The sequence below is a fragment of the Pararhodobacter sp. genome (genome assembly GCF_034676545.1).
Taxonomy (GTDB): domain Bacteria; phylum Pseudomonadota; class Alphaproteobacteria; order Rhodobacterales; family Rhodobacteraceae; genus Pararhodobacter.
In genome coordinates this window covers 1,182,039-1,205,355 of sequence record NZ_JAUCBZ010000015.1, presented here as the reverse complement: position 1 = coordinate 1,205,355, position 23,317 = coordinate 1,182,039, and the positions used below count along the sequence as shown (strand labels likewise).

18 protein-coding genes and 2 pseudogenes are annotated in these 23,317 nt (G+C 62.9%); 15 read left to right on the top strand and 5 right to left on the bottom strand.

Features of this window, described 5'->3' with window-relative positions; genetic code table 11:
* Window positions 1-3 precede the first annotated feature (3 nt).
* Entirely contained in the window at window positions 4-864 is an 861-nt protein-coding gene (locus tag VDQ28_RS09330) for a phosphate acyltransferase (protein WP_323035683.1), read from the bottom strand.
* A 213-nt stretch (window positions 865-1,077) separates the two neighbouring features.
* On the opposite strand from VDQ28_RS09330, the gene VDQ28_RS09325 reads away from it, so the two are divergent.
* From VDQ28_RS09325 to radC, 8 genes and pseudogenes are all read left to right on the top strand, one after another.
* Window positions 1,078-1,953, top strand: a complete 876-nt coding sequence (locus VDQ28_RS09325) for a DMT family transporter (RefSeq protein ID WP_323035682.1) — start codon at window positions 1,078-1,080, stop codon at window positions 1,951-1,953.
* Window positions 1,954-2,119: 166 nt separating this feature from the next.
* Window positions 2,120-3,227: pseudogene (locus VDQ28_RS09320) on the top strand (TRAP transporter substrate-binding protein).
* Window positions 3,228-3,366: 139 nt separating this feature from the next.
* Complete coding sequence (locus tag VDQ28_RS09315; RefSeq protein WP_323035681.1) at window positions 3,367-3,924, top strand: TRAP transporter small permease subunit; 558 nt, start codon at window positions 3,367-3,369, stop codon at window positions 3,922-3,924.
* Window positions 3,924-5,312 carry a TRAP transporter large permease subunit gene (locus tag VDQ28_RS09310; RefSeq protein WP_323035680.1) on the top strand — a complete coding sequence of 463 codons (1,389 nt, stop codon included), beginning with the start codon at window positions 3,924-3,926 and terminating at the stop codon, window positions 5,310-5,312. Before VDQ28_RS09315 ends, VDQ28_RS09310 begins: the two co-directional genes overlap by 1 nt.
* 59 nt (window positions 5,313-5,371) lie before the next feature.
* Window positions 5,372-6,298 carry an AEC family transporter gene (locus VDQ28_RS09305; protein ID WP_323035679.1) on the top strand — a complete coding sequence of 309 codons (927 nt, stop codon included), beginning with the start codon at window positions 5,372-5,374 and terminating at the stop codon, window positions 6,296-6,298.
* A 181-nt stretch (window positions 6,299-6,479) separates the two neighbouring features.
* On the top strand, window positions 6,480-8,399 hold the full coding sequence (dnaK, locus tag VDQ28_RS09300; protein ID WP_323035678.1) for a molecular chaperone DnaK: 1,920 nt from the start codon (window positions 6,480-6,482) through the stop codon (window positions 8,397-8,399).
* 71 nt (window positions 8,400-8,470) lie between these two features.
* Entirely contained in the window at window positions 8,471-9,625 is a 1,155-nt protein-coding gene (gene dnaJ / locus VDQ28_RS09295) for a molecular chaperone DnaJ (protein WP_323038096.1), read from the top strand.
* Between the two features lie 91 nt (window positions 9,626-9,716).
* Window positions 9,717-10,475, top strand: coding sequence for a RadC family protein (gene radC, locus VDQ28_RS09290; RefSeq protein WP_323038095.1), 759 nt, complete (start codon window positions 9,717-9,719; stop codon window positions 10,473-10,475).
* Window positions 10,476-10,530: 55 nt separating this feature from the next.
* Here the strand turns inward: radC and VDQ28_RS09285 are convergent, their stop codons facing one another.
* Together VDQ28_RS09285 and secA are read right to left on the bottom strand one after the other, a co-directional pair.
* On the bottom strand, window positions 10,531-11,748 hold the full coding sequence (locus VDQ28_RS09285) for a hypothetical protein (RefSeq protein WP_323035677.1): 1,218 nt from the start codon (window positions 11,746-11,748) through the stop codon (window positions 10,531-10,533).
* Window positions 11,749-11,864: 116 nt separating this feature from the next.
* Window positions 11,865-14,585, bottom strand: a complete 2,721-nt coding sequence (gene secA, locus VDQ28_RS09280) for a preprotein translocase subunit SecA (RefSeq protein WP_323035676.1) — start codon at window positions 14,583-14,585, stop codon at window positions 11,865-11,867.
* A 181-nt stretch (window positions 14,586-14,766) separates the two neighbouring features.
* On the opposite strand from secA, the gene VDQ28_RS09275 reads away from it, so the two are divergent.
* From VDQ28_RS09275 to VDQ28_RS09250, 6 genes and pseudogenes are all read left to right on the top strand, one after another.
* On the top strand, window positions 14,767-15,615 hold the full coding sequence (locus VDQ28_RS09275; protein ID WP_323035675.1) for a peptidylprolyl isomerase: 849 nt from the start codon (window positions 14,767-14,769) through the stop codon (window positions 15,613-15,615).
* Window positions 15,616-15,699: 84 nt separating this feature from the next.
* Window positions 15,700-17,072: pseudogene (gene argJ, locus VDQ28_RS09270) on the top strand (bifunctional glutamate N-acetyltransferase/amino-acid acetyltransferase ArgJ).
* Window positions 17,073-17,186: 114 nt separating this feature from the next.
* On the top strand, window positions 17,187-17,585 hold the full coding sequence (locus VDQ28_RS09265) for a (deoxy)nucleoside triphosphate pyrophosphohydrolase (RefSeq protein WP_323035674.1): 399 nt from the start codon (window positions 17,187-17,189) through the stop codon (window positions 17,583-17,585).
* Between the two features lie 189 nt (window positions 17,586-17,774).
* On the top strand, window positions 17,775-17,912 hold the full coding sequence (locus tag VDQ28_RS09260) for a hypothetical protein (protein WP_323035673.1): 138 nt from the start codon (window positions 17,775-17,777) through the stop codon (window positions 17,910-17,912).
* A 231-nt stretch (window positions 17,913-18,143) separates the two neighbouring features.
* Window positions 18,144-18,614 carry a (2Fe-2S)-binding protein gene (locus VDQ28_RS09255; RefSeq protein WP_323035672.1) on the top strand — a complete coding sequence of 157 codons (471 nt, stop codon included), beginning with the start codon at window positions 18,144-18,146 and terminating at the stop codon, window positions 18,612-18,614.
* Entirely contained in the window at window positions 18,611-20,857 is a 2,247-nt protein-coding gene (locus VDQ28_RS09250) for a xanthine dehydrogenase family protein molybdopterin-binding subunit (RefSeq protein ID WP_323035671.1), read from the top strand. The genes VDQ28_RS09255 and VDQ28_RS09250 overlap by 4 nt, the downstream gene beginning before the upstream one ends.
* 100 nt (window positions 20,858-20,957) lie before the next feature.
* On the opposite strand, the gene rsmD is transcribed toward VDQ28_RS09250, so the two are convergent.
* Complete coding sequence (gene rsmD / locus VDQ28_RS09245; protein ID WP_323035670.1) at window positions 20,958-21,518, bottom strand: 16S rRNA (guanine(966)-N(2))-methyltransferase RsmD; 561 nt, start codon at window positions 21,516-21,518, stop codon at window positions 20,958-20,960.
* Window positions 21,518-22,720 (bottom strand): NAD(P)/FAD-dependent oxidoreductase, encoded by a 1,203-nt coding sequence (locus VDQ28_RS09240; RefSeq protein ID WP_323035669.1) that lies wholly within the window; start codon window positions 22,718-22,720, stop codon window positions 21,518-21,520. The genes rsmD and VDQ28_RS09240 overlap by 1 nt, the downstream gene beginning before the upstream one ends.
* Window positions 22,721-22,814: 94 nt before the next feature.
* On the opposite strand from VDQ28_RS09240, the gene VDQ28_RS09235 reads away from it, so the two are divergent.
* A complete protein-coding gene (locus VDQ28_RS09235) occupies window positions 22,815-23,300 on the top strand; it encodes a peroxiredoxin (protein WP_323035668.1) in 486 nt (161 codons plus the stop codon).
* Window positions 23,301-23,317 lie beyond the last annotated feature (17 nt).

Here is a 23,317-nt window from a genome sequence, read left to right as displayed (position 1 = left end):
GGATCAGATCATCGCGAGGGTGACGGCCGTCGCGGCGACAATATCCGCCACGGTGGCCCCGCGTGACAGGTCACAGACCGGCTTGCGAAACCCTTGCAGGATCGGGCCGATGGCCCGCGCTCCGGCCAACTCCTGCATCAGTTTATAGGCGATATTCCCGGCGTTCAGATCCGGGAAGATCAGCGTGTTTGCGGGTGCGGCGAGGTGACCCTTTTTCGCGGCAATGGCGGCATTGAGTGCGGCATCGGCCTGCACCGGGCCGGAAAAGCCGGTCGCTTCGGCCACGGCGCGCACGACATCAACCGACCGGCCACTGCCGGATGCGCCGGTGGAATAACTGAGCAACGCCACGCGGGCCTCGCCCAGCAATGCCCGCGCCGAGGCGGCGCTGGCGCGGGCGATATCGGCGAGTTGCGCGGCGTCGGGATCGGTGTTCACCGCGCAATCGGCGAACACGAAGGTCCGGCCATCGGGCAGGATCATCAGGAAAAAGCTGGAGGGCGTCGTCACGCCCTCGGCCAAACCAAGTGCCAGACTGGCGGCCTCGATCACGCGGCGCGTGGTGTGGGATACACCGGCGACCATTGCCTCGGCCTGGCCGGCCGCCACCATGGCGGCGGCGCGGATCAAGGGCTTTTCCAGCATCCGCAACGCCAGCGCCGGTTTGAGGCCCGGGCGATTGGCCAGCAGCAGATCGACATAGGCCGCAGTCGGGCGCGCATCGGCCAGAGTCACCGGACGGGCCAGCCCCTCGGCGCGCAACCGCTCGGCGGCCTCACTCAGGCGCGGATCGTCGATTTCAGGCAGCAGGACACGGGCGTTGCGCGCGCGCGCCGTTGCCAATGCCGAGGTCAGCGCATCCAAGGTTCGATCCTCCATTCGGGTCGACGGGAAGACTGCCGATATGGCGGGCACCGTCAAGGCAAACCGTGGCGCAAGGGGGCCTGAGGGGGGGGGGCGATCTGGTGAACGGTCTTGCACCTGTGCAGCATCTGCGCCTATTGAGGACAGGTGAGGGGGGCTAGCCCCCCGCCTTCGGCTCCCCCCAGAGTATTTCGGGCAAGATGAGGACGGGCGATGGACAGCGAACAGTCGCAACCTCTGAAAGCCGCGCTGTGGATGATGGGGGCGATTGCCTCATTCTCGTTGATGGCGGTGGCGGGGCGCACGGTACAGGTCGAAATCGCCAGCTATGAGCTGATGTTCTGGCGCTCGTTGCTGGGCATGATCATCGTACTGGCGATCATCCGCCTTCGCACCGGCAGTCTTGCGACGATCCGCACCAGACACATCAGCCTGCATGTAACCCGCAATGTGTTCCATTTCTTTGGTCAGAACATGTGGTTCTATGGGATCACGGTGATCCCGCTGTCGCAGCTTGTCGCGCTGGAGTTCACCATGCCGATCTGGGTGTTGTTGATGGCGCCGCTGTTTCTGGGAGAGGCCCTGACGGGCCGCAAGCTGATCGTCGCGCTGCTTGGGTTCATCGGTGTCCTGATCGTGGCGCAGCCGGGCGTGCAGCCGATCAACTCGGGGCATCTGGCGGGCATTCTGGCCGCCATTGCCTTTGCGATCAACCTGATCTTTACCCGCAAGATCATGCGCCATGATGCGGTGTTGTGCGTGCTGTTCTGGATGACCTTCAGCCAGATGTTGATGGGTCTTGGTCTGTCGGGCGCAATGGGATTTACATGGCCCAGCCTGGCGTTGGTGCCGTGGCTGATCATCCTCGCGATCACCGGGCTGACGGCACATTATTCGCTGACCTCGGCGCTGGGTCTGGCACCGGCAATGGTTGTCGCGCCGATGGAATTTGCCCGGCTGCCGATCATCGCGCTGGTTGGCGTGGTGGTTTACGCGGAAACCCTGGATCCGGCGGTCTTTCTGGGTGGCGCAATCATTTTTGCGGCGAATTTCTGGAACATGCGGGCGGGCCGACGCCAGACGTCATGATCCGCGCGCGTTTTTTCAGGCGCTGCTGGCATCTGGCCTTCGGAATCACCGAGCCGGATCGAGGGCCGCACGAAAAGCGCTTTGAAGTCGCTTGAAGCTGTGCTTAAACCTTGCCATCGGACCGCCAGGCGGACTGACAACAATTCCAATCTGGGAGGAAGACTCTATGGATCGTCGCTCATTTCTACGCACCTCAACCGTTGGTGGTGTCGCGGCTGCCGCAACCTCGCTGGCCGCCCCGGCCATTGCACAAGGCAACATCACCTGGCGCATGGTCACCACCTGGCCGCGCAACTTCCCCGGTCTGGGTGTCGGCGCACAACGTCTGGCGGATCGCATCACCGCGGCCTCGGGCGGTCGTCTGACCGTCGAAGTCTATTCGGCGGGCGAGCTGGTGCCGCCGCTGCAATCGCTGGATGCCGTGATCGACGGCACCGCCGAAATGAGCCACGGTGCCGCCTATTACTGGCAGAACAAATCCGTCGCCCTGTCGTTCTTTACGGGTGTGCCGTTTGGCATGACGTCACGCGAGATGGCCGCTTGGGTACGCTATCAGGGCGGTCAGGAGCTGTGGGACGAGGTCTATGACCAGTTCGGCGTTCAGGGCTTCCTGTCGGGCGACACCGGCACGCAGACCGGCGGCTGGTTCAAGAACGAGTTGACCGGCTTGTCCGACCTGCAAGGCCTGCGCTTCCGCACGCCGGGTCTGGGCGGTCAGGTCTGGCAGCGACTGGGCGTCAGCGTCACCAACATGGCGGCGGGCGAAATCTTCCAGGCGTTGCAGTCGGGCACGCTGGATGCGGCTGAATTCGTTGGCCCTTATAACGACCTTGCGCTGGGCTTCTATCAGGTCTGCAACCACTACTATACCTCGTCCTTCGTCGAACCCGGTCTGGCGACCGAGGTTGTCGTGGACAAGGCCAAGTACCAGGCCCTGCCCGCCGATCTGCAGGCAATCATCCGCGACGTGGCGCAGGCCGAGTACGATCAGGTTGCCTCGGATTTCTATGCCAACGACCCACGCGCGCTGCAAACGCTGGTCAACGATCATGGCGTGACGCTGCACACCTCGTTCCCTGACGACATCGTCGAGGCTGCGGCCAGGGGCTGCGAAAGAAGTCATCGGCGGCATCCTGAATTCGGATGACGAGTTGACCCGCCGCGTGGCGCGCAGCTTCATCGACTCGATGAACCTGACCCGCACCCGCACCGAGGCCACCGACCTGACCTATGCCTTGGCGCGTCAGCGGTATCTGGATTACTCGGATCTGTAAGCGGATTGGACCCGGCTTTGCGCGCCGCCTGTCGTGACGGCGCGCAGGGTCTCGGGGCTTCGATCAACATACTTGGGGGCCCGGTCCGAGCAATCGTTCCGGGCTCTCGTTGTCACCGCCACCCGGCTGGGAGGATCCAATGACGTTTCTGTCTAACCTCATGCGTGCGATCAACGGGCTGAACCGGCTGATCGGAAACGTGTTTTCATGGCTGGCGCTGGCCATCGTGATCACCTGTTTCTGGGTCGTGATCGAGCGATATTTCTTTGGCAACACGCGATTGTGGATGCAGGATCTGTATCCGTGGCTGAACGGGGTGATGTTCACCGCCGTTGCCGGATATGCCTTGCTTCACAATGACCATGTGCGGGTGGATATTTTCTACCGACCGGCCTCGAACGTCAAAAAGGCGTGGATGGATCTGGTGGGTGTTCTGGTGTTCTTGCTGCCGACCATGTACGTCGTCTGGATCTATTGCCTGCCTTTCGTGGTGCGGTCGTGGGGTCTGCGCGAAGCATCCTCGAACCCCGGCGGCGCCTCGGGCCTGTTCCTGGTCAAAGGTTTCATTCTGGTGTTCGCCGTCACCATCGCCCTACAGGGAATCTCCATGCTGATCCGGTCCCTCTTGATCATCAAGGGGCGCGAGGATCTCGTGCCTGCAGACTACCGTTATGAAGCCCATGTGGAGGCCGCATAATGGATCTGGTGTTTATCGGCGAACTCATGGCCGGGGCGATGTTCCTCGGCGTGATCGGCATGTTGATGCTGGGCTTTCCGGTGGCCTTCACCTTGGCCGGAACCTCGATCCTGTTCGGGCTTGTGGGACTGTGGCTGGGCGTGTTCGATTTCTCGAACATGGCGGCGCTGGCGGGGCGATACACGGGCTACATGACCAACGAGGTGCTGGTCGCGGTGCCGTTGTTCATCTTCATGGGCGTGATGCTGGAACGCTCGAACATTGCCGAGCAACTGCTGACCACGATGAGCAAACTGTTCGGCAACATGCGCGGCGGCTTGGGCATTTCGGTGGTGATCGTTGGCGCGTTGCTGGCGGCCTCGACCGGGGTTGTCGGCGCGACCGTGGTGACGATGGGCCTGATTTCATTGCCGGCGATGATCAAGGCGGGCTACAATCCAAAGCTGGCCTGCGGCACGATCAGCGCCTCGGGCACTCTGGGGCAGATCATCCCTCCCTCGACGGTGCTGATCTTCATGGGCGACATGATCGCCGGGATGCACAGCCAGGCGCAGATGAGCCTTGGCAACTTTGCGCCAAGCGCGGTGTCGGTGGGCGACCTGTTCGCGGGCGCGTTCCTGCCGGGAATGCTGCTGGTGGTGGTCTATATCAGTTACATTCTGTTCAAGGCCGTGGTTGACCCCAAAAGCTGCCCCGCCACCCCGGTTCCGCCCGAAGAACGCAAAGACCTGCCGCGCGAGATCGTCGTGGCGCTGGTGCCGCCGCTGCTGTTGATCATGGCGGTGCTGGGCTCGATCCTGGGGGGTATCGCCACCCCGACCGAGGCCTCGTCGGTGGGTGCCGTGGGCGCGGCCCTGTTGGCCACGTTGCGCGGCAAGATGTCATTCGCGATCCTCAAGCACACGGTGCATTCAACCGCCAAGATCACGTCGATGATCTTTGTCATCCTGTTCGGCGCTTCGGTGTTTTCGGTGGTGTTCCGGCAGATGGGCGGCGACGATCTGGTGCACGAGTTCCTGTCGAACATTCCCGGCGGAGCAATGGGTGCGATGATTGCCGTGATGGTGGTCATGTTCGTGCTGGGCTTCATTCTGGACACGTTCGAGATCATCTTTATCGTGCTGCCGATCACCGCGCCGACCCTGCTGTTGCTGGGCGTCGATCCGGTGTGGTTGGGCGTGATGATCGGCGTGAACCTGCAAACCAGCTTCCTGACTCCGCCGTTCGGCTTTGCCCTGTTCTACTTGCGCGGCGTTGCCCCGGCGACGGTCTCGACCGGGATGATCTACAAGGGTGCGATCCCGTTCGTGATCTTGCAGATCCTCGTCATCGCGCTGTTGTTCATTTTCCCCGGTATCGTGACCTGGCTGCCGTCGCTGATCTACTGAGACATCGCGCGCGGGCGTGCCATCTGGTGAACGCCCGCGCGATCTGCTAGCGATTTCAGATGCTAGACGTATTCCTGCAAACCTTTCCATTTTTTGCGATCATCGGGCTGGGTTATGGCGCGGGGAAAAGCGGGTTTTTCCCGCCCGAGGCGACCGCGTGGCTGACCAGATTCGTGTTCTATTTCGCGCTGTCGGCGCTGTTGTTCGGCTTCTCGGCGCAGATGACCTTGTCCGAGATCTTTGATCCGCGCGCGGCGGGGGCCTATATTCTGGGCTGCACCGTGGTCTATGCGCTGGCGCTGGCCGTCGCATTCCTGCGCCACCGCCCCCTGACCGAGGCCGTCATGGAGGCGCATACCGCCGTGATCGGCAACACCGGGTTTCTGGGCGTGCCGATGCTGGTGCTGGTGCTGGGTGCACAGGCCGCCGCGACGGTGCTGCTGGTGCTGGTGATCGACCTGATCCTGTTCTCCAGCCTGCTGACGATCATTTTCACCATCGTCAAAGAGGGTCGGCTGTCGTCGCGCATGCCGCGCGTGATCGGCGTCGGGTTGCTGAAAAACCCGATGGTCGTCTCGATGGCCCTGGGGCTGTTGTGGTCGGCAACCGGGCAGGGGCTGGCCGGACCGATCAGCGCCACCATGACCCTGCTGGGGGCGGCGGCCACGCCCGGCGCCTTGTTTGCCATCGGGGCCAGCCTGACCAACAACCGCGCCGAACGCCTGACCGTGGCGGGCTGGTTGAGCTTTGCGAAACTGGTGCTGCACCCGGCGGCTGTCGGTCTGGCGGCCTTCTACATTTTTGATGTCGCGCCTTTCGCCGCGGGTGTGTTGATCGCCACCGCTGCGCTTCCGGTGGCGGGGAATGTGTATATTCTGGCGCAGCATTACAACGTGGCGGTCGCCCGCGTTTCGGCGGCAATCCTGATTTCGACCCTGCTCAGCGTCGCCACTCTGCCCCTCGTGATCGCGCAATTCACCGGCTGACGGCAAAAAAGCTTTCAAATTGCTTCTGCTCGAACGCTTGCAGGCCCAACTCGGCCTCCCTATATAGCCATCGACGCCGGGAAGAATGCCCAGATTGGGAAGCCCGGATCATGGGATCGGTGCGACGGAGCCTGATGGGATCGCCGCGCCAAATTATCGCCGAAGGAAAGAGGTAAGCATCATGGCTAAAGTCATCGGGATCGACCTGGGGACGACCAACTCTTGTGTGGCCATCATGGATGGCTCGCAGCCCCGCGTAATCGAAAACGCAGAGGGCGCACGCACGACGCCGTCTATCGTGGGTTTCACGGAAACCGAACGTCTGGTGGGTCAGCCCGCCAAGCGTCAGGCCGTCACCAACCCAACCAACACAGTCTTCGCAGTCAAGCGCCTTGTCGGTCGCCGCATCGGTGAGCCGGAAGTCGAAAAAGACAAGAGCTTCGTGCCTTATGAAATCGTCGACGGTGGCAATGGCGACGCGTGGGTCAAGGTCCGCGGCGAGAAATACAGCCCCAGCCAGGTCAGCGCGTTCATCCTGCAAAAGATGAAAGAGACCGCCGAGTTGTATCTGGGCGAAAGCGTCACGCAGGCCGTGATCACGGTGCCCGCGTATTTCAACGACGCCCAGCGTCAGGCGACCAAGGACGCGGGCAAGATTGCCGGCCTCGAAGTGCTGCGCATCATCAACGAGCCGACCGCCGCCGCACTGGCGTATGGTCTGGACAAGAAGGACTCGAAAACCATCGCGGTCTATGACCTTGGTGGCGGGACGTTCGATATCACCATTCTGGAAATCGACGACGGCCTGTTTGAAGTGAAATCCACCAACGGCGACACGTTCCTCGGCGGTGAAGACTTCGACATGCGCATCGTTCAGTATCTGGCGGGCGAGTTCAAGAAAGAGAACGGCGTTGACCTGACGGCGGACAAGATGGCGTTGCAGCGCCTGAAGGAAGCCGCGGAAAAGGCCAAGATCGAGCTGTCGTCAAGCCAGCAGACCGAGATCAACCAGCCGTTCATCTCGATGGACAAGAACACCGGTCAGCCGCTGCACCTGGTCATGAAACTGACCCGCGCCAAGCTGGAATCGCTGGTCAGCGATCTGATCGTCAAGTCGATGAAGCCCGCAGCGCAGGCGTTGAAAGATGCCGGTCTGTCGAAAGGCGACATTGACGAGGTTGTTCTGGTCGGTGGTATGACCCGGATGCCGCGCGTCATCGAAGAAGTGACCAAGTTCTTCGGCAAGGAGCCGCACAAGGGTGTGAACCCGGACGAAGTCGTGGCTTTGGGCGCTGCCATTCAGGCCGGCGTTCTGCAAGGCGACGTCAAGGACGTGGTTCTGCTGGACGTGACACCGCTGTCGCTGGGCATCGAGACGCTGGGCGGCGTGTTCACCCGTCTGATCGACCGCAACACGACGATCCCGACCAAGAAGTCTCAGGTCTTCTCGACCGCCGACGACAACCAGAGTGCCGTGACGATCCGCGTGTTCCAGGGTGAGCGTGAAATGGCTGCCGACAACAAGATGTTGGGCCAGTTCAACCTCGAAGGGATCCCGCCGGCGCCGCGCGGAATGCCGCAGATCGAGGTCACTTTTGACATCGACGCCAACGGCATCGTCAACGTCTCGGCCAAGGACAAGGCCACGGCGAAAGAGCAGAAGATCACCATCGCAGCCTCGGGCGGCCTGTCGGATGCCGACATCGAACAGATGGTCAAGGATGCCGAAGCCAATGCCGAAAGCGACAAGGCGCGCAGGGATCTGGTTGAAGCCAAGAACCAGGCTGAAAGCCTGATCCACTCGACCGAAAAGTCGCTGGCCGAGTACAAGGACAAGGTCGACCCGACCACGGTCGAGGCGATTGAACTGTCGATTGCGGCGTTGAAGGATACGCTGGACGGCGAAGATCCCGAAAAGATCAAGTCGGGCATCAACAACGTCCGCGACGCCTCGATGAAGCTGGGTGAAGCGATCTACAAGGCCCAGCAGGCCACCGAAGCAGGCGACGACGCCAGCGAAGACGACGACGGCCCACGCCCGGTGGACGACGACATCGTTGACGCTGACTTCGAAGACCTGGACGACAACAAGCGCAGCTAAGGCGCTGACCATCACAGGGCCCCGGTCGGTACTCCCGATCCGGGGCCCTGCTCATGAAAGCGAGGGCCATGATGGCGAAGCGCGATTATTACGAAGTTCTGGGTGCTGCGCGGGGCGCGTCTGCGGATGAGTTGAAAAAGGCTTACCGCACAAAGGCCAAGGCCCTTCACCCGGATCGCAACAGCGACAACCCCAACGCCGAAGCTCAGTTCAAAGAGGTGAACGAGGCGTATGAGGTGCTCAAAGACGCCGACAAGAAGGCAGCCTATGACCGCTATGGTCATGCCGCCTTTGAAGGGGGCATGGGCGGTGGCCAGCGCGGCCCACAGCGCGGGCACCCCGGCGGCGATTTCAATTCGGCATTCTCGGATGTGTTCGAGGATCTGTTCGGCGACTTCATGGGCGGCCGGGGCGGTTCAGGCGGGGCACGATCTCGCGCCAGCCGTGGCTCGGATCTGCGCTATAACCTGCGGGTTTCGCTGGAAGAAGCCTTCAAGGGTTCGCAAAAATCCATCCGCGTGCCGACCCTGTCGTCATGCGAAGAATGCAGCGGCACCGGGGCCGAGGGCGGCGCTGAACCCGTCACCTGCCCGACCTGCTCGGGCATGGGCAAGGTCCGCGCGCAGCAAGGTTTCTTCACCGTCGAACGCACCTGCCCGACCTGCGGCGGCTTGGGTCAGATCGTCAAGAACCCCTGCAAATCGTGCAAAGGCGCTGGCCGCGTCGAAAAGGAACGCTCCTTGTCGGTGAATATCCCGGCTGGCGTCGAAACCGGCACCCGCATTCGCCTGTCGGGCGAGGGCGAGGCCGGGATGCGCGGCGGGCCGACGGGTGATCTCTATATCTTCATCGAGGTCGCCGAACATCAGATCTTCCAGCGCGACGGTCTGGATTTGTATTGCCATGTGCCCGTCAGCTTCACCAAGGCGGCGCTGGGCGGCGAGGTCGAGGTTCCGACCATCGACGGTGGCCGCAGCCGCGTCAAGGTTCCAGCGGGCGCGCAATCGGGCAAGCAGCTGCGTTTGCGCGGCAAGGGAATGCCCGCGTTGCGCGGCGGCGGCAGTGGCGACATGCTGATCGAACTGGCGGTCGAAACCCCGGTGAACCTGACGACGCGGCAAAAGGAATTGCTGCGCGAGTTTGATTCGCTGGGCGAAGACAACCACCCCGAGGGCACCAGCTTTTTCGGCAAGGTGCGCAGTTTCTGGGACACGATGAAGGGCTGAAACGCCTTTCTACATGGGGAAACGGATAAACGGGGGTCTTGATCGGCCCCCGTTTACCATTTGGAAACCAAACATGCGCCAGACTGGCACCATGTCAGATCCGCGCGCCTTTGCCGAAATGCCCCTGCCCCTGTTTGCCCCTCAGGCACAGGTCGCTGACCGCAAACCCGCGAAACCGCCGTCTTATCTGGCGGATCACCGCAAGCGCCTGCGCAGCCGGTTCCTGCAGGGCGGGCCCGAGGCAATGCCCGATTATGAGTTGTTGGAATTGCTGCTGTTTGGCGCTGTCCTGCGGCAAGATGTCAAACCGCTCGCGCGGCGGCTTCTGGACCATTTTGGCGATCTGGCAACCTTGATTGCCGCCTCCCCCACAGACCTGCAACGGGTTGAGGGGGTGGGTGAGGGCGTGGTTACGGTGCTGAAACTGGCGGGCGCGGTTGCCGGTCGGATTGCCCGCGCCAAGGTGATGCACAGGCCGGTGATCTCCAGTTGGTCGGCGATGCTGGATTATTGCCACACCGTCATGGCCCATCGCGACATCGAGCATTTCCGCGTCCTGTTCCTGGATCGCAAGAACTGCCTGATTGCCGATGAAGAACTGGGCCGTGGCACGGTGGATCATGTCCCCGTGTATCCGCGCGAGATCATGCGCCGCGCGCTCGAGGTCGGGGCGTCGGCGATGATTCTGGTGCACAACCACCCGTCAGGCGATCCGACGCCCAGCCAGGCCGATATCGCCATGACCGACCGAATTCACCAGGGGGCCGAAGCGCTGTCGCTGGTGCTGCATGACCACCTGATCATCGGGCAGTCGCGCGAATTCAGCTTTCGCAGCGAGGGGTTGCTGTGATCATGCCAAAGGCCGGGACAACCCCGGCCTTTGCAGAACGTCAGTCGGAAAGGCCTCAGCGCAGGGCAGCGATCTGAAGATCGGGCAGGATCCCCGGCAGAACCACATAGCCACCGGCACCGTCGCAAGCGGGCATTTCCAGATGGATGACACGGCTGCGGGCCGCAGCGGCGCCATACATCTCGATCGAGTCCGCCGCGAGGGGTTTGCCACAGCTTGCCTCGGTGATCGGCACTTCGATTTCCAGCGCCACCGAACCGCTGCGCGCGGATTGACCGGAGGGATACGAATACACCTGAACCCGGTGACCACCGGCAATCGTCGGATCACCAAGATCGGTCAGGAACCCATGCTGGTTTGAATCCGGACTCTGAGGATTGCCAACGTAGATGTGGCCAGCGTCACCATATTGCGCCCCGAATTCATAGGCGTGCAACGTCAGCTCGGCAGGGCCATTCCATTGCAGCGCAACACGTTCCACCATGGCAAGATCGCTGACAAAAGTGCGATCCGACTGCGTGCGGCCATCCGCAAAGGTGACCGTCAGCGTCGCGTCGTCGATCAGCGCGGGAACGACCAGCGCCAGTTGCCCATCCGTGCCGATGCGCGTGTCAAAATTCAAGCCTGCGTGGCTGACCTGCACCTGAGCATCCCGGTCGCACGGGGCGTAAATGCTGGCGTCCAACATGGCACCCGCAGACGGCGTGACAACGATCCAGACCGCACAGGCGGCCAATTCGGCCTCCAACTCGGCATCGAGGGGTGCGATCTCGACCACGGGTTGCACCGAGGGGGATTGCGCAGGGTCGGTGACGCTGTCGGCTTGAGGCGCGGCGACAAGATCGGCGGCGGGAAGGATGCTGGCGGCGGTCACCGCTGCGGCCGAATGATCCGCAGTGCGAGGCTGACGATCAACGACGCTTTCAGTGCCGATCACCGACGACAGCAAGGACGATACGCCCTCGTTGCGTGCGGTTGGCGCCTGACGCTCGGCGCTCGCCAATTCTAGGGTCGCATCGTGGGCAGTCGATTCCGACGCGGTGTTGGCGACCGGCACCACCGACGCGGTTTGAACCTCGGAGACACCGGAGGGCGGCGATGCCGGCACGACGGAGGCATGTTGCGACGCAGGACTGGGCGACGCGAGACTGGGCGACGCGACGCTGGGCGACCCGGGACCGGCCAAATCCTGTGACTTCTGGAATTGGGTTCCCGCGACAACGGCAACTCCAAGGACGACTGCCGTTACGGCGACGACGCGAACCCTGTTCATGGCGAACTCCGACTCGTTGAAAATTACAAGTCAAGCTTGGCCGCAGATAAGGGCAGCTTTGGGGCAGCGCGGGGGTCGTTTCGGGGCACAACCGTGCCCGAAAACGACCCGAACGCTTACGCCAAGCGACCGTGGCAGTGCTTGAACTTCGTACCCGATCCACAGGGGCACGGGTCGTTGCGGCCCGGATTTCCCCAGGTTGCCTGGTCGGTTTCGTCAAAGCCGGGGGCTGCAGCGCCGGCGGCAGGCCGGGGATTGATCCGCGGCAGATCCATCGGCGTTTCCAGCAAGCCGTTCCCTGTCTCGGCGGCCCTTTGCGCCTCGAGTTGCAACTTCATCTGCTGCTGCTCTTCCTCGCTCAACGGACGGATGCGCGACAATTGCTTGGTGATTTCCTCACGCAGCGCCGTCAGCATGTGCTCGAACAGCACGAAGGCTTCGGATTTGTATTCGTTGAGCGGATCCCGCTGCGCCAGACCGCGGAAATTCACCGCCGAGCGCAAATGCTCCAATGTCACGATATGCTCGCGCCATTTCCCGTCGATCACCTGCAACAACAACTGCTTTTCGATGTTGCGCATGGTGTCCGACGAAAACGCCACTTCTTTCTCGGCCATATACGCATCGGCGGCCTCCAACAGACGCGTGCGCACGACCTCCTGATCGACACCGTCCTCGTGCGCCCACTCCGCAATCGGCAGATCGAGGTTCAGCTTCTCCTTGACCAGAGCGGTCAGCGTTTCGACGTCCCATTGATCGGCATAGGACCCCTGCGGCATCGTCTGCGCAACCAGATCCTCGACGGTGGCATGGCGCATGTCTTCGACAATCTCGGACAGATCCTCGGCGCTGAGGATTTCCAGACGCTGTTCAAAGATCACCCGGCGCTGATCGTTCATCACGTTGTCGAATTTCAACAGCGTCTTGCGGATGTCGAAGTTGCGCGCCTCGACCTTGGCCTGCGCTTTTTCCAGCGATTTGTTGACCCACGGGTGAACAATCGCCTCGCCGTCTTTCATGCCCAGTGTCGACAGCACCTTTTCCAGCCGCTCCGAGCCGAAAATGCGCATCAGATCGTCTTCGAGCGACAGGAAGAACACCGAGCAGCCGGGGTCACCCTGACGGCCCGAACGACCGCGCAACTGATTGTCGATGCGCCGCGATTCATGGCGCTCCGTGGCCAGAACGAACAATCCGCCCGCCGCGATGACCTTTTCGCGCTCGGCCAGAACCGTTGCTTCGATGCGCGCGCGCGTCTCGACCGGATCGGCCTCGGGATCGGCCTCGAGTGCGTCCATGACCTGCATGTCCACGTTGCCGCCCAACTGAATGTCGGTGCCGCGGCCGGCCATGTTGGTGGCGATGGTGACCATGCCGACGCGCCCGGCCTCGGCAACGATATGCGCCTCACGCTCGTGCTGGCGAGCGTTCAGGATGTTGTGCGAGATCCCCGCGCCGGTCAGCAATGTCGCCAGTTCCTCGGATTTCTCGATCGAGGTGGTGCCGACCAGAACCGGCTGCCCCTTGGCGTTGGCTTCCTTGATCGCGTCCACAACGCCCTGAAATTTTTCCTTGGCGGATTTGTAGACCTGATCATGCTCGTCTTCACGGGCAATGGGACGGTTGGTCGGGATCTCGACAACGCCGAGGTTGTAGATCTCGTTGAATTCCTCGGCCTCGGTCGAGGCCGTGCCGGTCATGCCCGCCAGCTTTTGATAGAGCCGGAAATAGTTCTGGAAGGTGATCGACGCCATCGTCACGGTCTCGGGCTGAATCGACAGGCCCTCTTTGGCCTCGACCGCCTGATGCAGACCCTCGGACAGTTGACGCCCCAGCATCATCCGCCCGGTGAATTCGTCGATCAGCACAATCTTGCCGTCACGCACGATGTAGTGCTGATCCTTGTGCAGCATCTTGTGCGCACGCAACGCCTGATTGGCGTGATGCACGATGGTCGTGGATTCGGGGTCATACAGCGACTGACCCTCTGGCAGGATACCGGCCTCGACCAGCAATTGCTCCATATGCTCGTTGCCGTCATCGGTGAAGGTGACCTGGCGGGCCTTTTCATCAAGGTCGAAATCCGTGTCCAGCAAGCTGGGGACCAGCGCATTGACCTTGACGTATAACCCGCCACGATCCTGGCTGATGCCCGAAATGATCAGCGGCGTGCGCGCCTCGTCGATGAGGATCGAGTCGACCTCGTCGACGATCGCGAAGTTGTGCCCGCGCTGCATCATCTGCGCCAGATCGGTTTTCATGTTGTCGCGCAGATAATCGAAACCCAGCTCGTTGTTCGTCGCATAGGTGATATCGGCCGCATAGGCGGCGCGCTTTTCCTCGTCGGATTGGTGCGGCACCACAACGCCCGTGGTCAGGCCCAGCTTGGCATAGACCTTGCCCATCCAGCCCGCGTCACGTCGTGCCAGGTAGTCGTTGACGGTGACGACATGAACACCCTTGCCGGTCAGGGCGTTCAGATACGCCGGGAATGTCGCAACAAGGGTTTTACCCTCGCCGGTTTTCATCTCGGCGATGTTGCCCTTGTGCATGAACACGCCGCCAATCAACTGCACGTCAAAGGCGCGCAGCCCCAGCGCCCGAAACGCCCCCTCACGGCAATTTGCGAACGCCTCGGGCAGCAATGAGTCCAATGACTCGCCGCCCGCGTAGCGTTCTTTCATGGCAACGGTCCGGGCAATCAACCCGGCGTCATCCAACGCTTTGAATTCGTCTTCCAAGGCGTTGATCTTGGCCACGAGCGGACGCACGGCTTTTACCTTGCGATCATTCGCCGTGCCGAAAACCTTACGACTGATAGTACCGAGGCCCAACATATGTTCTCCGCTCGCCTTTGTGTGACCGCAAGTGTTCATCGGCGGGGTTGCCGGTCTGCGGCTGCAATCTTAAACAGGGCGCAGCAGGCTGCCCCCGTTATCAGCTCGTTTTCGCATGTAAGGGGCGGCCCTGTTGGTGTCAATCTTAGGTGCCCCTTGTGGCGCGATTCAGGAGCAATACATGATCAAAAACGCATCATTAGCCGCAGCGACCGCGATTTTCGCGGTTTTTGCGGCCCCAACCCTGGCGCAAGACGCCTCGACCGTTGTCGCCCGCGTTGGGGATGTCGAGATCACTTTGGGCAACGCGATTGTCATGCGCGGGCAGTTGCCGCAGCAATTTTCGCAGATCCCTGATGAGACCCTGTTTCCCGCCCTGATCCAGCAACTGATCGAGCAGGAATTGCTGGCGCAGTCCTATGCCGACCAACTCAGTCGTGGCGAAACCCTGATGTTGGAGAATGAAAGCCGCAATTTCATCGCCAACGCCGCCTTGATGCGCACCGCCAGCGCGGCCATCACCCCCGAAAGCGTCGCCGCGGCGTATCAAGCCTATGCCGACGCCTTCGCACAGGGTGAGGCCGTCACCGAATACCACGCGGCGCATATCCTGGTCCGCGAAGACGCCCAGCGCGACGCTGTTGTTGCCGCGCTGGACGAGGGTCGCGACTTTGCCGAGGTCGCGCGCGAATTCTCCGTGGATGGCTCGGCGCAACAAGGTGGCGATCTGGGCTGGTTTGCGGCCGGCATGATGATCTCCGACTTTCAGGCCGCCGTCGAAGCTCTGGAGCCCGGGCAGGTTTCGGACCCGGTGCAGACCCAGTTCGGCTGGCATGTGATCAAACTGCTCGAGCTGCGCGACGCCTCCGTGCCTCCGCTTGAGGAGGTCCAGGAAGAACTGGTAGCCGAAATCCAGCGCGAGGCAGCCCGCGCCGCCATTGCCGCCCTGCGTGAAGCCGCCGTTGTCGAAGACCTGTCCGAAGGGCTGGACCCATCTTTGTTGAGCCAGGTCGATCTGCTGGACGAGTAACCCCGAACAGCGTAATTTCACCTCAGACCCCGGCTCGCACCATCCCGGTGCGGGCCTTTTTGATTCTGCTAAGGAATTTTCCAGATGGCCAAGTCGACGAAACCCGGGACCGCTCCAGACTTGAAAAAGCTCAAGAAACGCGCCAAAAAATGGAAAGCGCGCGCCAAATCGCTGGCCGACGAGCTCAAGGCGCTGACCGCTCCGGCGACCAAAAAGGTTGTCGTCTCGCCGCTGGCCCCCAAAAGCGGTTTCCCGGCCATGCCCCTGATCGCCGGCGTGGATTTCGCCGCGGCTCAAGCCGGTGTGCGCTACAAGGGTCGCACGGACGTGATGCTGGCGCTGCTGGCCGAGGGCACGGTGATCGCCGGCACCTTCACGCGGTCAGCGACACGCTCGGCCTCGGTGCTGGATTGTCAGGCGAAGCTCGGCGAAACAGAGGGCGCGGATCAGGGCGCGGCGATCCTGGTCAATTCGGGCAATTCCAACGCCTTTACCGGCGCCCGCGGCTGGGAGTCGGTAAACTCCCTGTGCGCCAGCGTCGCGCAAAAGCTGGCCGTGCCCGCATCACGCGTGTTCACCTCGTCGACGGGTGTCATCGGTGAGCCCCTGCCCCACGAGCGTATCGAGGCCGCCCTTGATGACTTGATCGAAGACCTCAGCCCCGAGGGAATCTCTCTGGCCGCACGTGCGATCATGACCACCGACACCTTCCCCAAGGGCGCTGTGGCGGAAATCGAGATCGACGGACACCCGGTGCGGATCGCCGGCATCGCCAAAGGATCAGGCATGATCGCGCCCGACATGGCAACCATGCTGGTCTATATTTTCACCGACGCCAAGATCAGCCAGCGCCCCCTGCAAACCATGGTCAGCCGGCTGACTGACACCACATTCAACTGCATCACCGTGGACAGCGACACCTCGACCTCGGATTCGTTGCTGATCGCCGCCACCGGCAAAAGCAGCGCACCCGCCATCACCGACCTGCGTTCGCCGCGGCCAAGGCCTTCAACGCGGCGCTGGGCGATGTCATGATGAACCTCGCGCATCAGGTGATCCGCGACGGCGAGGGTGCCACGAAATTCGTCGGCATCACGGTCAGTGGCGCCGCCAGTGACGCGGACGCCAAGCGCTGCGCCCTGTCCATCGCCAACTCGCCACTGGTGAAAACCGCGCTGGCGGGCGAAGATCCCAACTGGGGCCGTATCGTCGCGGCGGTCGGCAAATCCGGCGCCGCCGCCGACCGCGACCGCCTGGCGATCCGGTTTGGCGATATCAGCGTCGCCCTCAACGGCATGGTCGACCCGGCCTATGCCGAAGAGGAAGGCGCCGCCTATATGACGCAAGCCGAGCTGGAAATCGGCGTCGATCTGGGGATCGGCAAAGGCGAGGCCAAGGTCTGGACCTGCGATCTGACGCATCGCTATATCGACATCAACGCCGACTACCGGTCCTGATCCCGCATTTCGGTTTTCGCGCATCATCTTGCGAAAAATACTCTGGGGGGTGAATTGGCCGCAGGCCAAGAGGGGGGCAACGCCCCCCACCCCCTTCACCACAAGGGCTCTCGCATGAAAATTGTCCTCGTATCTGCAGTTGCCCTGATCGATGCCGACGGGCGCGTGCTTTTGGCCCAACGCCCAGAGGGCAAATCCATGGCCGGGCTGTGGGAGTTCCCCGGTGGCAAGATCGAACCCGGCGAGTCGCCCGAGGCCGCCTTGATCCGCGAATTGCACGAAGAACTGGGCATCGACACCTGGTCCTCCTGTCTCGCCCCCTTGACCTTTGCCAGCCACGCCTACGCCGATTTTCACCTGCTGATGCCCCTGTTCGCCTGCCGCAAATGGTCCGGCATCGTGACCCCGCGCGAAGGGCAGGCGCTGAAATGGGTGCGGGCGCGCGATCTGCGCGATTACCCGATGCCGCCCGCCGACATCCCCCTGATTCCCGTTTTGAGGGATTGGCTTTGAGCGACCCGCAAGCGCCCACGCTCGATTGATCACGGTCACCACACAATCCACACGCTCACCTGCATTAGCGACCAATCGGGAAACAACAACCCTCGCAAGCCTCTGTTATTTATGGCAAAATTGCGTCAATTTGCTGGAAATCGAGGACTGAATATGGCAAGAAAGAGGCTAGCGAATGAAGGATTTACCATGTTGAAGACCATCATGATCGGCCACTACCTGAGCATCCAGGGTCAATTTGTACGCACCACGCCCAATGGCCTGATGGTGGTGCGTGTCGGCGACAACACCTTTGCCGGGCGTCCGGTCAAAAAGAACGCCGCCTGATCTCACATCGCGGGTCTGCCTGAACCGCGATTTTGACCATCCGAACCGGGGGTTTGGGTCGGGCGTTGGCTCCTCCACGGGCCGGCGCCCTTTTTTTGTGCACCGCGACGGTGGCGACCACCAGCCACGCGCGCAACACGCTTCGGCTCTTGCGTCGGACCCTGCGTCATGCGTTGTACTTTGTCCTGAAGACCCTATGTCGTTTCCCAGGACATTACTCGGAGCTTTCGCATGGCCACGACCCTCACGATCAACGGCGACAACCACACCATCGACGCCCCCGACGACACGCCGCTTCTGTGGGTTCTGCGCGATGAACTGAACATGACCGGCACCAAATTCGGCTGCGGCGTCGCGGCCTGCGGGGCGTGCACCGTGCATATCGACGGCGAAGCGGTGCGCAGTTGTCAGGTGCCGCTGTCCGATGTCTGGGGCGCGGTGACGACCATCGAAGGACTGGGCACCCCCGCCGCGCCGCATGTCTTGCAAGCCGCATGGGTCCGCCATCAGGTCGCGCAATGCGGTTATTGTCAGGCCGGACAGATCATGCAGGCCGCCGCCTTGCTGGCACAGACGCCGACCCCGAGCGACGAGGAAATCGACAGCGCGATGGGCGGCAACCTGTGCCGCTGCGGCACCTATGGGCGCATTCGCGCCGCCATTCACGACGCCGCCGCCGCATTGCCGGAGGTGACGCCATGAGCCGCCTTGGCAAACTCACCCGTCGCGGGTTCCTGGTGGGTGCCGTGGCAGTAACCGGCGGCGTCGCGTTTGGCGTCTACAAGATTCGTCAGGATGTGCCCAACCCGTTACGGCCCGAACACGGGACGGCCATGAGTGCGTTCCTGATCATCGACCAAGACGGGATCACCGTGGTCACAGGCCGCGCCGAGATGGGACAGGGTGCGCAAACCACCTTGGCGGCCATGGTTGCCGAGGAACTGGATGTCGCATGGGAGGACGTGCGCGTCATCCATGGCCCGCCGTCCCCCGCCTATAACACCGACCTGACCCTGTCCGAAGGGTTGCCGTTTGCGGATTACCGCCGCGCCGATTGGGTGCGCTCGCTGGGGGCCGCAATCGGACCGCTGGGAAAACTGCTGGATGCGCAGGTCACCGGCGGGTCAGCCAGCGCGCGGGATGGGTATACCAAACTGCGCCACGCCGGGGCCAGCGCCCGCGAGGCGCTCAAACTGGTGGCGGCCGAGCGGCTTGGCACCACGGTGGACACGTTGCGCACCGAGAATGGTGCGGTGATCGCGCGCGACGGCACCCGGCTGGCCTATGCCGACCTCGCCGAGACAGCGGCAACGATCGACGCGCCCCAGGTCGAGCCGCGCCCGGCCTCGGCGTGGCGGTTGTTGGGCCGCGCGCTGCCCCGGCCTGATATGCTGGCCAAAGTGACTGGCACCGCCACCTTTGGGATCGACACGCGCATCGACGGGATGAAATTCGCCTCGGTGCGCATGTGTCCGCGCCCCGGCGGGCGGATGCTGCGCCATGATCCGGCACCAGCTCTTGCCCTGCCCGGCGTCGAGCGGGTCCTTGATCTGGGTGACGGCGTGGCGGTTGTCGCGCGCAACACCTGGGCAGCGATGCAGGGCACCTTGGCGGTGGATATCGAGTGGGCACCCGTGGAAGGGCCGCAAAGCACGGACGAGGCCTATGCCCGCATGATCGAGGCATTTGACACCGGCGGCGACTTTGCGCTGCAGAATATCGGCGATGTTGACGCAGCGACCAACGGCGTGACCATAGAGGCCGAATACCGCCTGCCCTATCTGGCGCACACCACGATGGAGCCGATGAACGCGACCGCCTTGTTCACCGGCGATGCGCTGGAAATCTGGTCGCCGAACCAAACGCCGCTGGCCAACCAGCGCGAGGCGGCAAAGGCCGTCGGCCTGCCGCGCGAGGCGGTCACCCTGCACACGACCTTCCTGGGTGGCGGGTTCGGGCGACGGCTGGAAAGCGATTATACCGTCTTGGCGGCGAGGGTCGCGCAGGCGATGCCGGGCACCCCTGTGCAGGTCACCTGGTCGCGCGAAGAAGACATCGCCCATGACTATTTCCGCCCGGCCGCTTTGGCCCGGATGCGTGGCACAGTGGACAACGGTCAGGCCGTGACGCTGGATGCACGGATCGCCGGGCATGACCTGATGGCGCAATTCGCGTCGCGATTGACGGGGTTGCCGGTGTGGAGCCTGGCCTCGTCACCCGATGTCATTCTGGTCACCGGGGCCTTCGATCAACCCTATGCGATTCCGAACCTGCGGGTGCGCGGGTATCCGGTGACGATGGACATTCCGGTGGGGTCCTGGCGCTCGGTCGGGGCCAGCCACAATGGCTTCATCATGGAGAGCTTCCTCGATGAGATGGCGATTGCTGCCGGGCGTGATCCGTTGGCGTTCCGGCTGGAGCTGGTGCGCCCGGAAAGCGCCGCGGCTGCCGGCGTGCTGGAGGCGGTACGCGAGATGTCCGGGTGGGACCGGCCAAAGGCACCGGGCACCGGGCGCGGCGTGGCGATGACCTGGTCCTTTGGCACGCCGGTGGCCGAGGTGGTCGAAGTGGTGGATGAGGGTGGTCGTATCCGCATCGCACGCGGCTGGATTGCCTGCGACACGGGCATCGTGCTGGACCCGGGCATTCTGCAAGCGCAGATGGAAGGCGGGATGCTCTTTGGGCTGTCGGCGGCGGTGCATGGCAAGATCACCTTTGCCGATGGCAAGGTCGAGCAGCAGAACTTCCCCGATTTCGACTCGCTGCGCATGTCGGGCGCGCCGCGGTTGGAAACACGGATGCTGACCTCAAACCCGCATATGGGCGGCGGCGGCGAGCCGGGAACACCCCCGGCGGCGGCGGCCTTGGCCAATGCGTTGTTCGACCTGACCGGCGTGCGGGCGCGCACATTGCCGCTGGACACGCAGTTCGAATTTGTCCTGTAGGGGCGTGGATCGGGGGCATCGAGCCCCCTCACCCCGCCGGGAGGTTTCACCTCCCACGGCGCTGACGCGCCTCCCACCAGGATATTTCTGGAACAAAGACCTAGGGCGCGCGGGCGATGGTGATCCAGGTGTCGCCGTAGCGACGTTGGTCGAGGATCTCGAAGCCTGCGGGCGGGTTTTGGGGCGCGTTTTCTTCCCAGACGGTGGTCGCCTTCGGGGCCAGCCAGCCGCCTGCGATGGCGCTGGTCAAGGCGCGCTCGCCCAGTTTTTGACCATAGGGCGGATCGAGGAACACCAGCCCATACCCCGGCCCTTTGTTGGGGCCGAGATCGGTGGCGCCGCTGCGAAACAGGCGGGTGGTGCCCATTGCGCGCAGTTTTTCGATATTGGTGCGGATCAGCGCGCGGGCGGCGGCCCCGTCATCGACCAGGGTAATCTGCGTGGCGCCGCGCGACAGGGCCTCGAGGCCCAGCGCGCCGGTGCCCGCAAAGAGATCGAGCACGCGTTGGCCGCGCACCAGATCGCCCCAGCGCCCCTGGCAGAGCATGTTGAACAGCGCCTCTCGCACCCGGTCCGAGGTGGGGCGCAGATGGGCGGCATGATCCCCCGCCCCCACATCCGCCAGAATCGTGCCGCGATGCACGCCGCCAACGATGCGCATTACTTGAGCAGCGACTTGAGGTCGGTCTCGGGGTTTTCCAGGGCCGCCGGGTCTGGCGTCTTGCCTTGCTCGAGCAGGCGTTTGCCAACCATATAGCCGCGCGGGTCGTTCATCGCATCCACGGCCAGGAACCTGTCACCGGCGAAATACCAATGGCTGCGCGCCGCCCCCGCCACGCGCGTGACGATGCGATCATAGCCCGTGTTCAGCCCGGCGATTTGCAGTTTCACGTCGTATTGATCCGACCAGAACCACGGCATAGGCACATAGGGTTTCGCAGCACCCAGCATGTTGGCGGCGACGGCTTCGGCCTGATCAATGGCGTTTTGCACGCTTTCCAGGCGGATGCGCGCGCCGTTGTAAACGAAGGACGCGCAATCGCCCGCCGACCAGATCGCCGGGTCCGAGGTGCGACCTTGATCATCGACCGAGATTCCGTTCTCCAAGGTCAGGCCCGCCGCCTCGGCGAGCGCCGCAGCCGGGTTGATGCCGATCCCGGCGATGACGAAATCGACCTCCAATGTACTGCCATCGGCCAGTTCGGCCCCTGACACGCGCCCTTCGCCGGTCAGGCGGGTCAGGCCCACGCCTTCGCGGATGGTGACGCCGTGGCTGGTGTGCAGTGCGCGCATGAAATCGGCGGTTTCGGGTGCGGCGACGCGGCCCAGGATGCGTGGCGCGGCCTCGAGCACTGTGACGGTCAGGCCTTTTTGTGCGGCGACCGCCGCCGCTTCGAGGCCGATATAGCCGCCACCGACGATCAGCACGCGGCGTCCCGGAGCAAATTCGTGGGCCATCGTGTCGATATCCGCGAGGCGGCGCACGCCATAAATCCCATCCAGATCGCCGCCGATTGCCGCGGGCAAGCGCCGCGGTTCAGCGCCAGTGGTCAGCGCGAGATGCTCATAGGGCACGGCCTCATCGCCGAGCCATACCGTCTTGGCGGCCGCATCGATCCGAGTCACGGGTGTGCCCATCCGCAGGGTGATATTGTTATCGCTGTAATAGGACTCGGGACGCAGAAACAGCCGCTCCAGGTCCATTGTACCCAGCAAATACGCCTTGGACAGCGGCGGGCGCTGATAGGGGGGCACCGGCTCATCCCCGATCAGCGTGACCTCTCCGTCAAACCCAAGTGTCCTGAGCTTTGCGACCAGCGACGATCCGGCCTGCCCGGCCCCAATCACAACAATACCCGCCATATGAATCTCCTGTTTGATGGCCCCTACTGGAAGACGCCGTTCCATGGTCTATATCGTAGCCTTACGTCCAAACCCAGAGCAGGAGACCTGATTTATGCCCATTTCCGTCGGTGATAAACTTCCCGAAGCGACTTTTACCCGCATGGGCCCCAAAGGCCCCGAGCAAGTGACGCTGAGTTCGCTGACTGCAGGCCGCAAAGTGGTGATTTTCGCGGTGCCTGGCGCGTTTACGCCGACCTGCCATTCGGCGCATGTGCCCGGTTTCATCGCCAACAAGGATGCGTTGCTGGCCAAGGGCGTTGATGAAATCATCTGTGTGTCGGTCAACGATGCCTTTGTGATGAACATGTGGGGCGACGCGACGGGGGCAACCAAGGCCGGCATCACCATGTTGTCGGACGGTGCTGGCGAGTTTGCGAAAGCCATCGACATGGTGTTCGACGCGCCGCCTGTTGGCCTGTACGGGCGCTCCAAGCGCTATGCGCTGGCGGCCGAGGACGGCGTTGTCACCGTTTGGCACCCCGAAACCACCAGCGGCTGCGAAGTCTCGGGTGGCGGCGCGATGTTGGCCGCCTTGTGATGAATTGGGGCCTTCGG

Bases quoted from the DNA above. Each gene is read 5' to 3' on its own strand.
- VDQ28_RS09275 (WP_323035675.1), top strand. From the start codon at position 14,767: ATGATCAAAAACGCATCATTAGCCGCAGCGACCGCGATTTTCGCGGTT.
- rsmD (WP_323035670.1), bottom strand. From the start codon at position 21,518: ATGCGCATCGTTGGCGGCGTGCATCGCGGCACGATTCTGGCGGATGTG.
- VDQ28_RS09255 (WP_323035672.1), top strand. From the start codon at position 18,144: ATGGCCACGACCCTCACGATCAACGGCGACAACCACACCATCGACGCC.
- VDQ28_RS09265 (WP_323035674.1), top strand. From the start codon at position 17,187: ATGAAAATTGTCCTCGTATCTGCAGTTGCCCTGATCGATGCCGACGGG.
- secA (WP_323035676.1), bottom strand. From the start codon at position 14,585: ATGTTGGGCCTCGGTACTATCAGTCGTAAGGTTTTCGGCACGGCGAAT.
- VDQ28_RS09260 (WP_323035673.1), top strand. From the start codon at position 17,775: ATGTTGAAGACCATCATGATCGGCCACTACCTGAGCATCCAGGGTCAA.
- VDQ28_RS09235 (WP_323035668.1), top strand. From the start codon at position 22,815: ATGCCCATTTCCGTCGGTGATAAACTTCCCGAAGCGACTTTTACCCGC.
- VDQ28_RS09250 (WP_323035671.1), top strand. From the start codon at position 18,611: ATGAGCCGCCTTGGCAAACTCACCCGTCGCGGGTTCCTGGTGGGTGCC.
- dnaJ (WP_323038096.1), top strand. From the start codon at position 8,471: ATGGCGAAGCGCGATTATTACGAAGTTCTGGGTGCTGCGCGGGGCGCG.
- VDQ28_RS09310 (WP_323035680.1), top strand. From the start codon at position 3,924: ATGGATCTGGTGTTTATCGGCGAACTCATGGCCGGGGCGATGTTCCTC.
- VDQ28_RS09325 (WP_323035682.1), top strand. From the start codon at position 1,078: ATGGACAGCGAACAGTCGCAACCTCTGAAAGCCGCGCTGTGGATGATG.
- VDQ28_RS09240 (WP_323035669.1), bottom strand. From the start codon at position 22,720: ATGGCGGGTATTGTTGTGATTGGGGCCGGGCAGGCCGGATCGTCGCTG.
- VDQ28_RS09285 (WP_323035677.1), bottom strand. From the start codon at position 11,748: ATGAACAGGGTTCGCGTCGTCGCCGTAACGGCAGTCGTCCTTGGAGTT.
- dnaK (WP_323035678.1), top strand. From the start codon at position 6,480: ATGGCTAAAGTCATCGGGATCGACCTGGGGACGACCAACTCTTGTGTG.
- VDQ28_RS09315 (WP_323035681.1), top strand. From the start codon at position 3,367: ATGACGTTTCTGTCTAACCTCATGCGTGCGATCAACGGGCTGAACCGG.
- VDQ28_RS09305 (WP_323035679.1), top strand. From the start codon at position 5,372: ATGCTAGACGTATTCCTGCAAACCTTTCCATTTTTTGCGATCATCGGG.
- radC (WP_323038095.1), top strand. From the start codon at position 9,717: ATGTCAGATCCGCGCGCCTTTGCCGAAATGCCCCTGCCCCTGTTTGCC.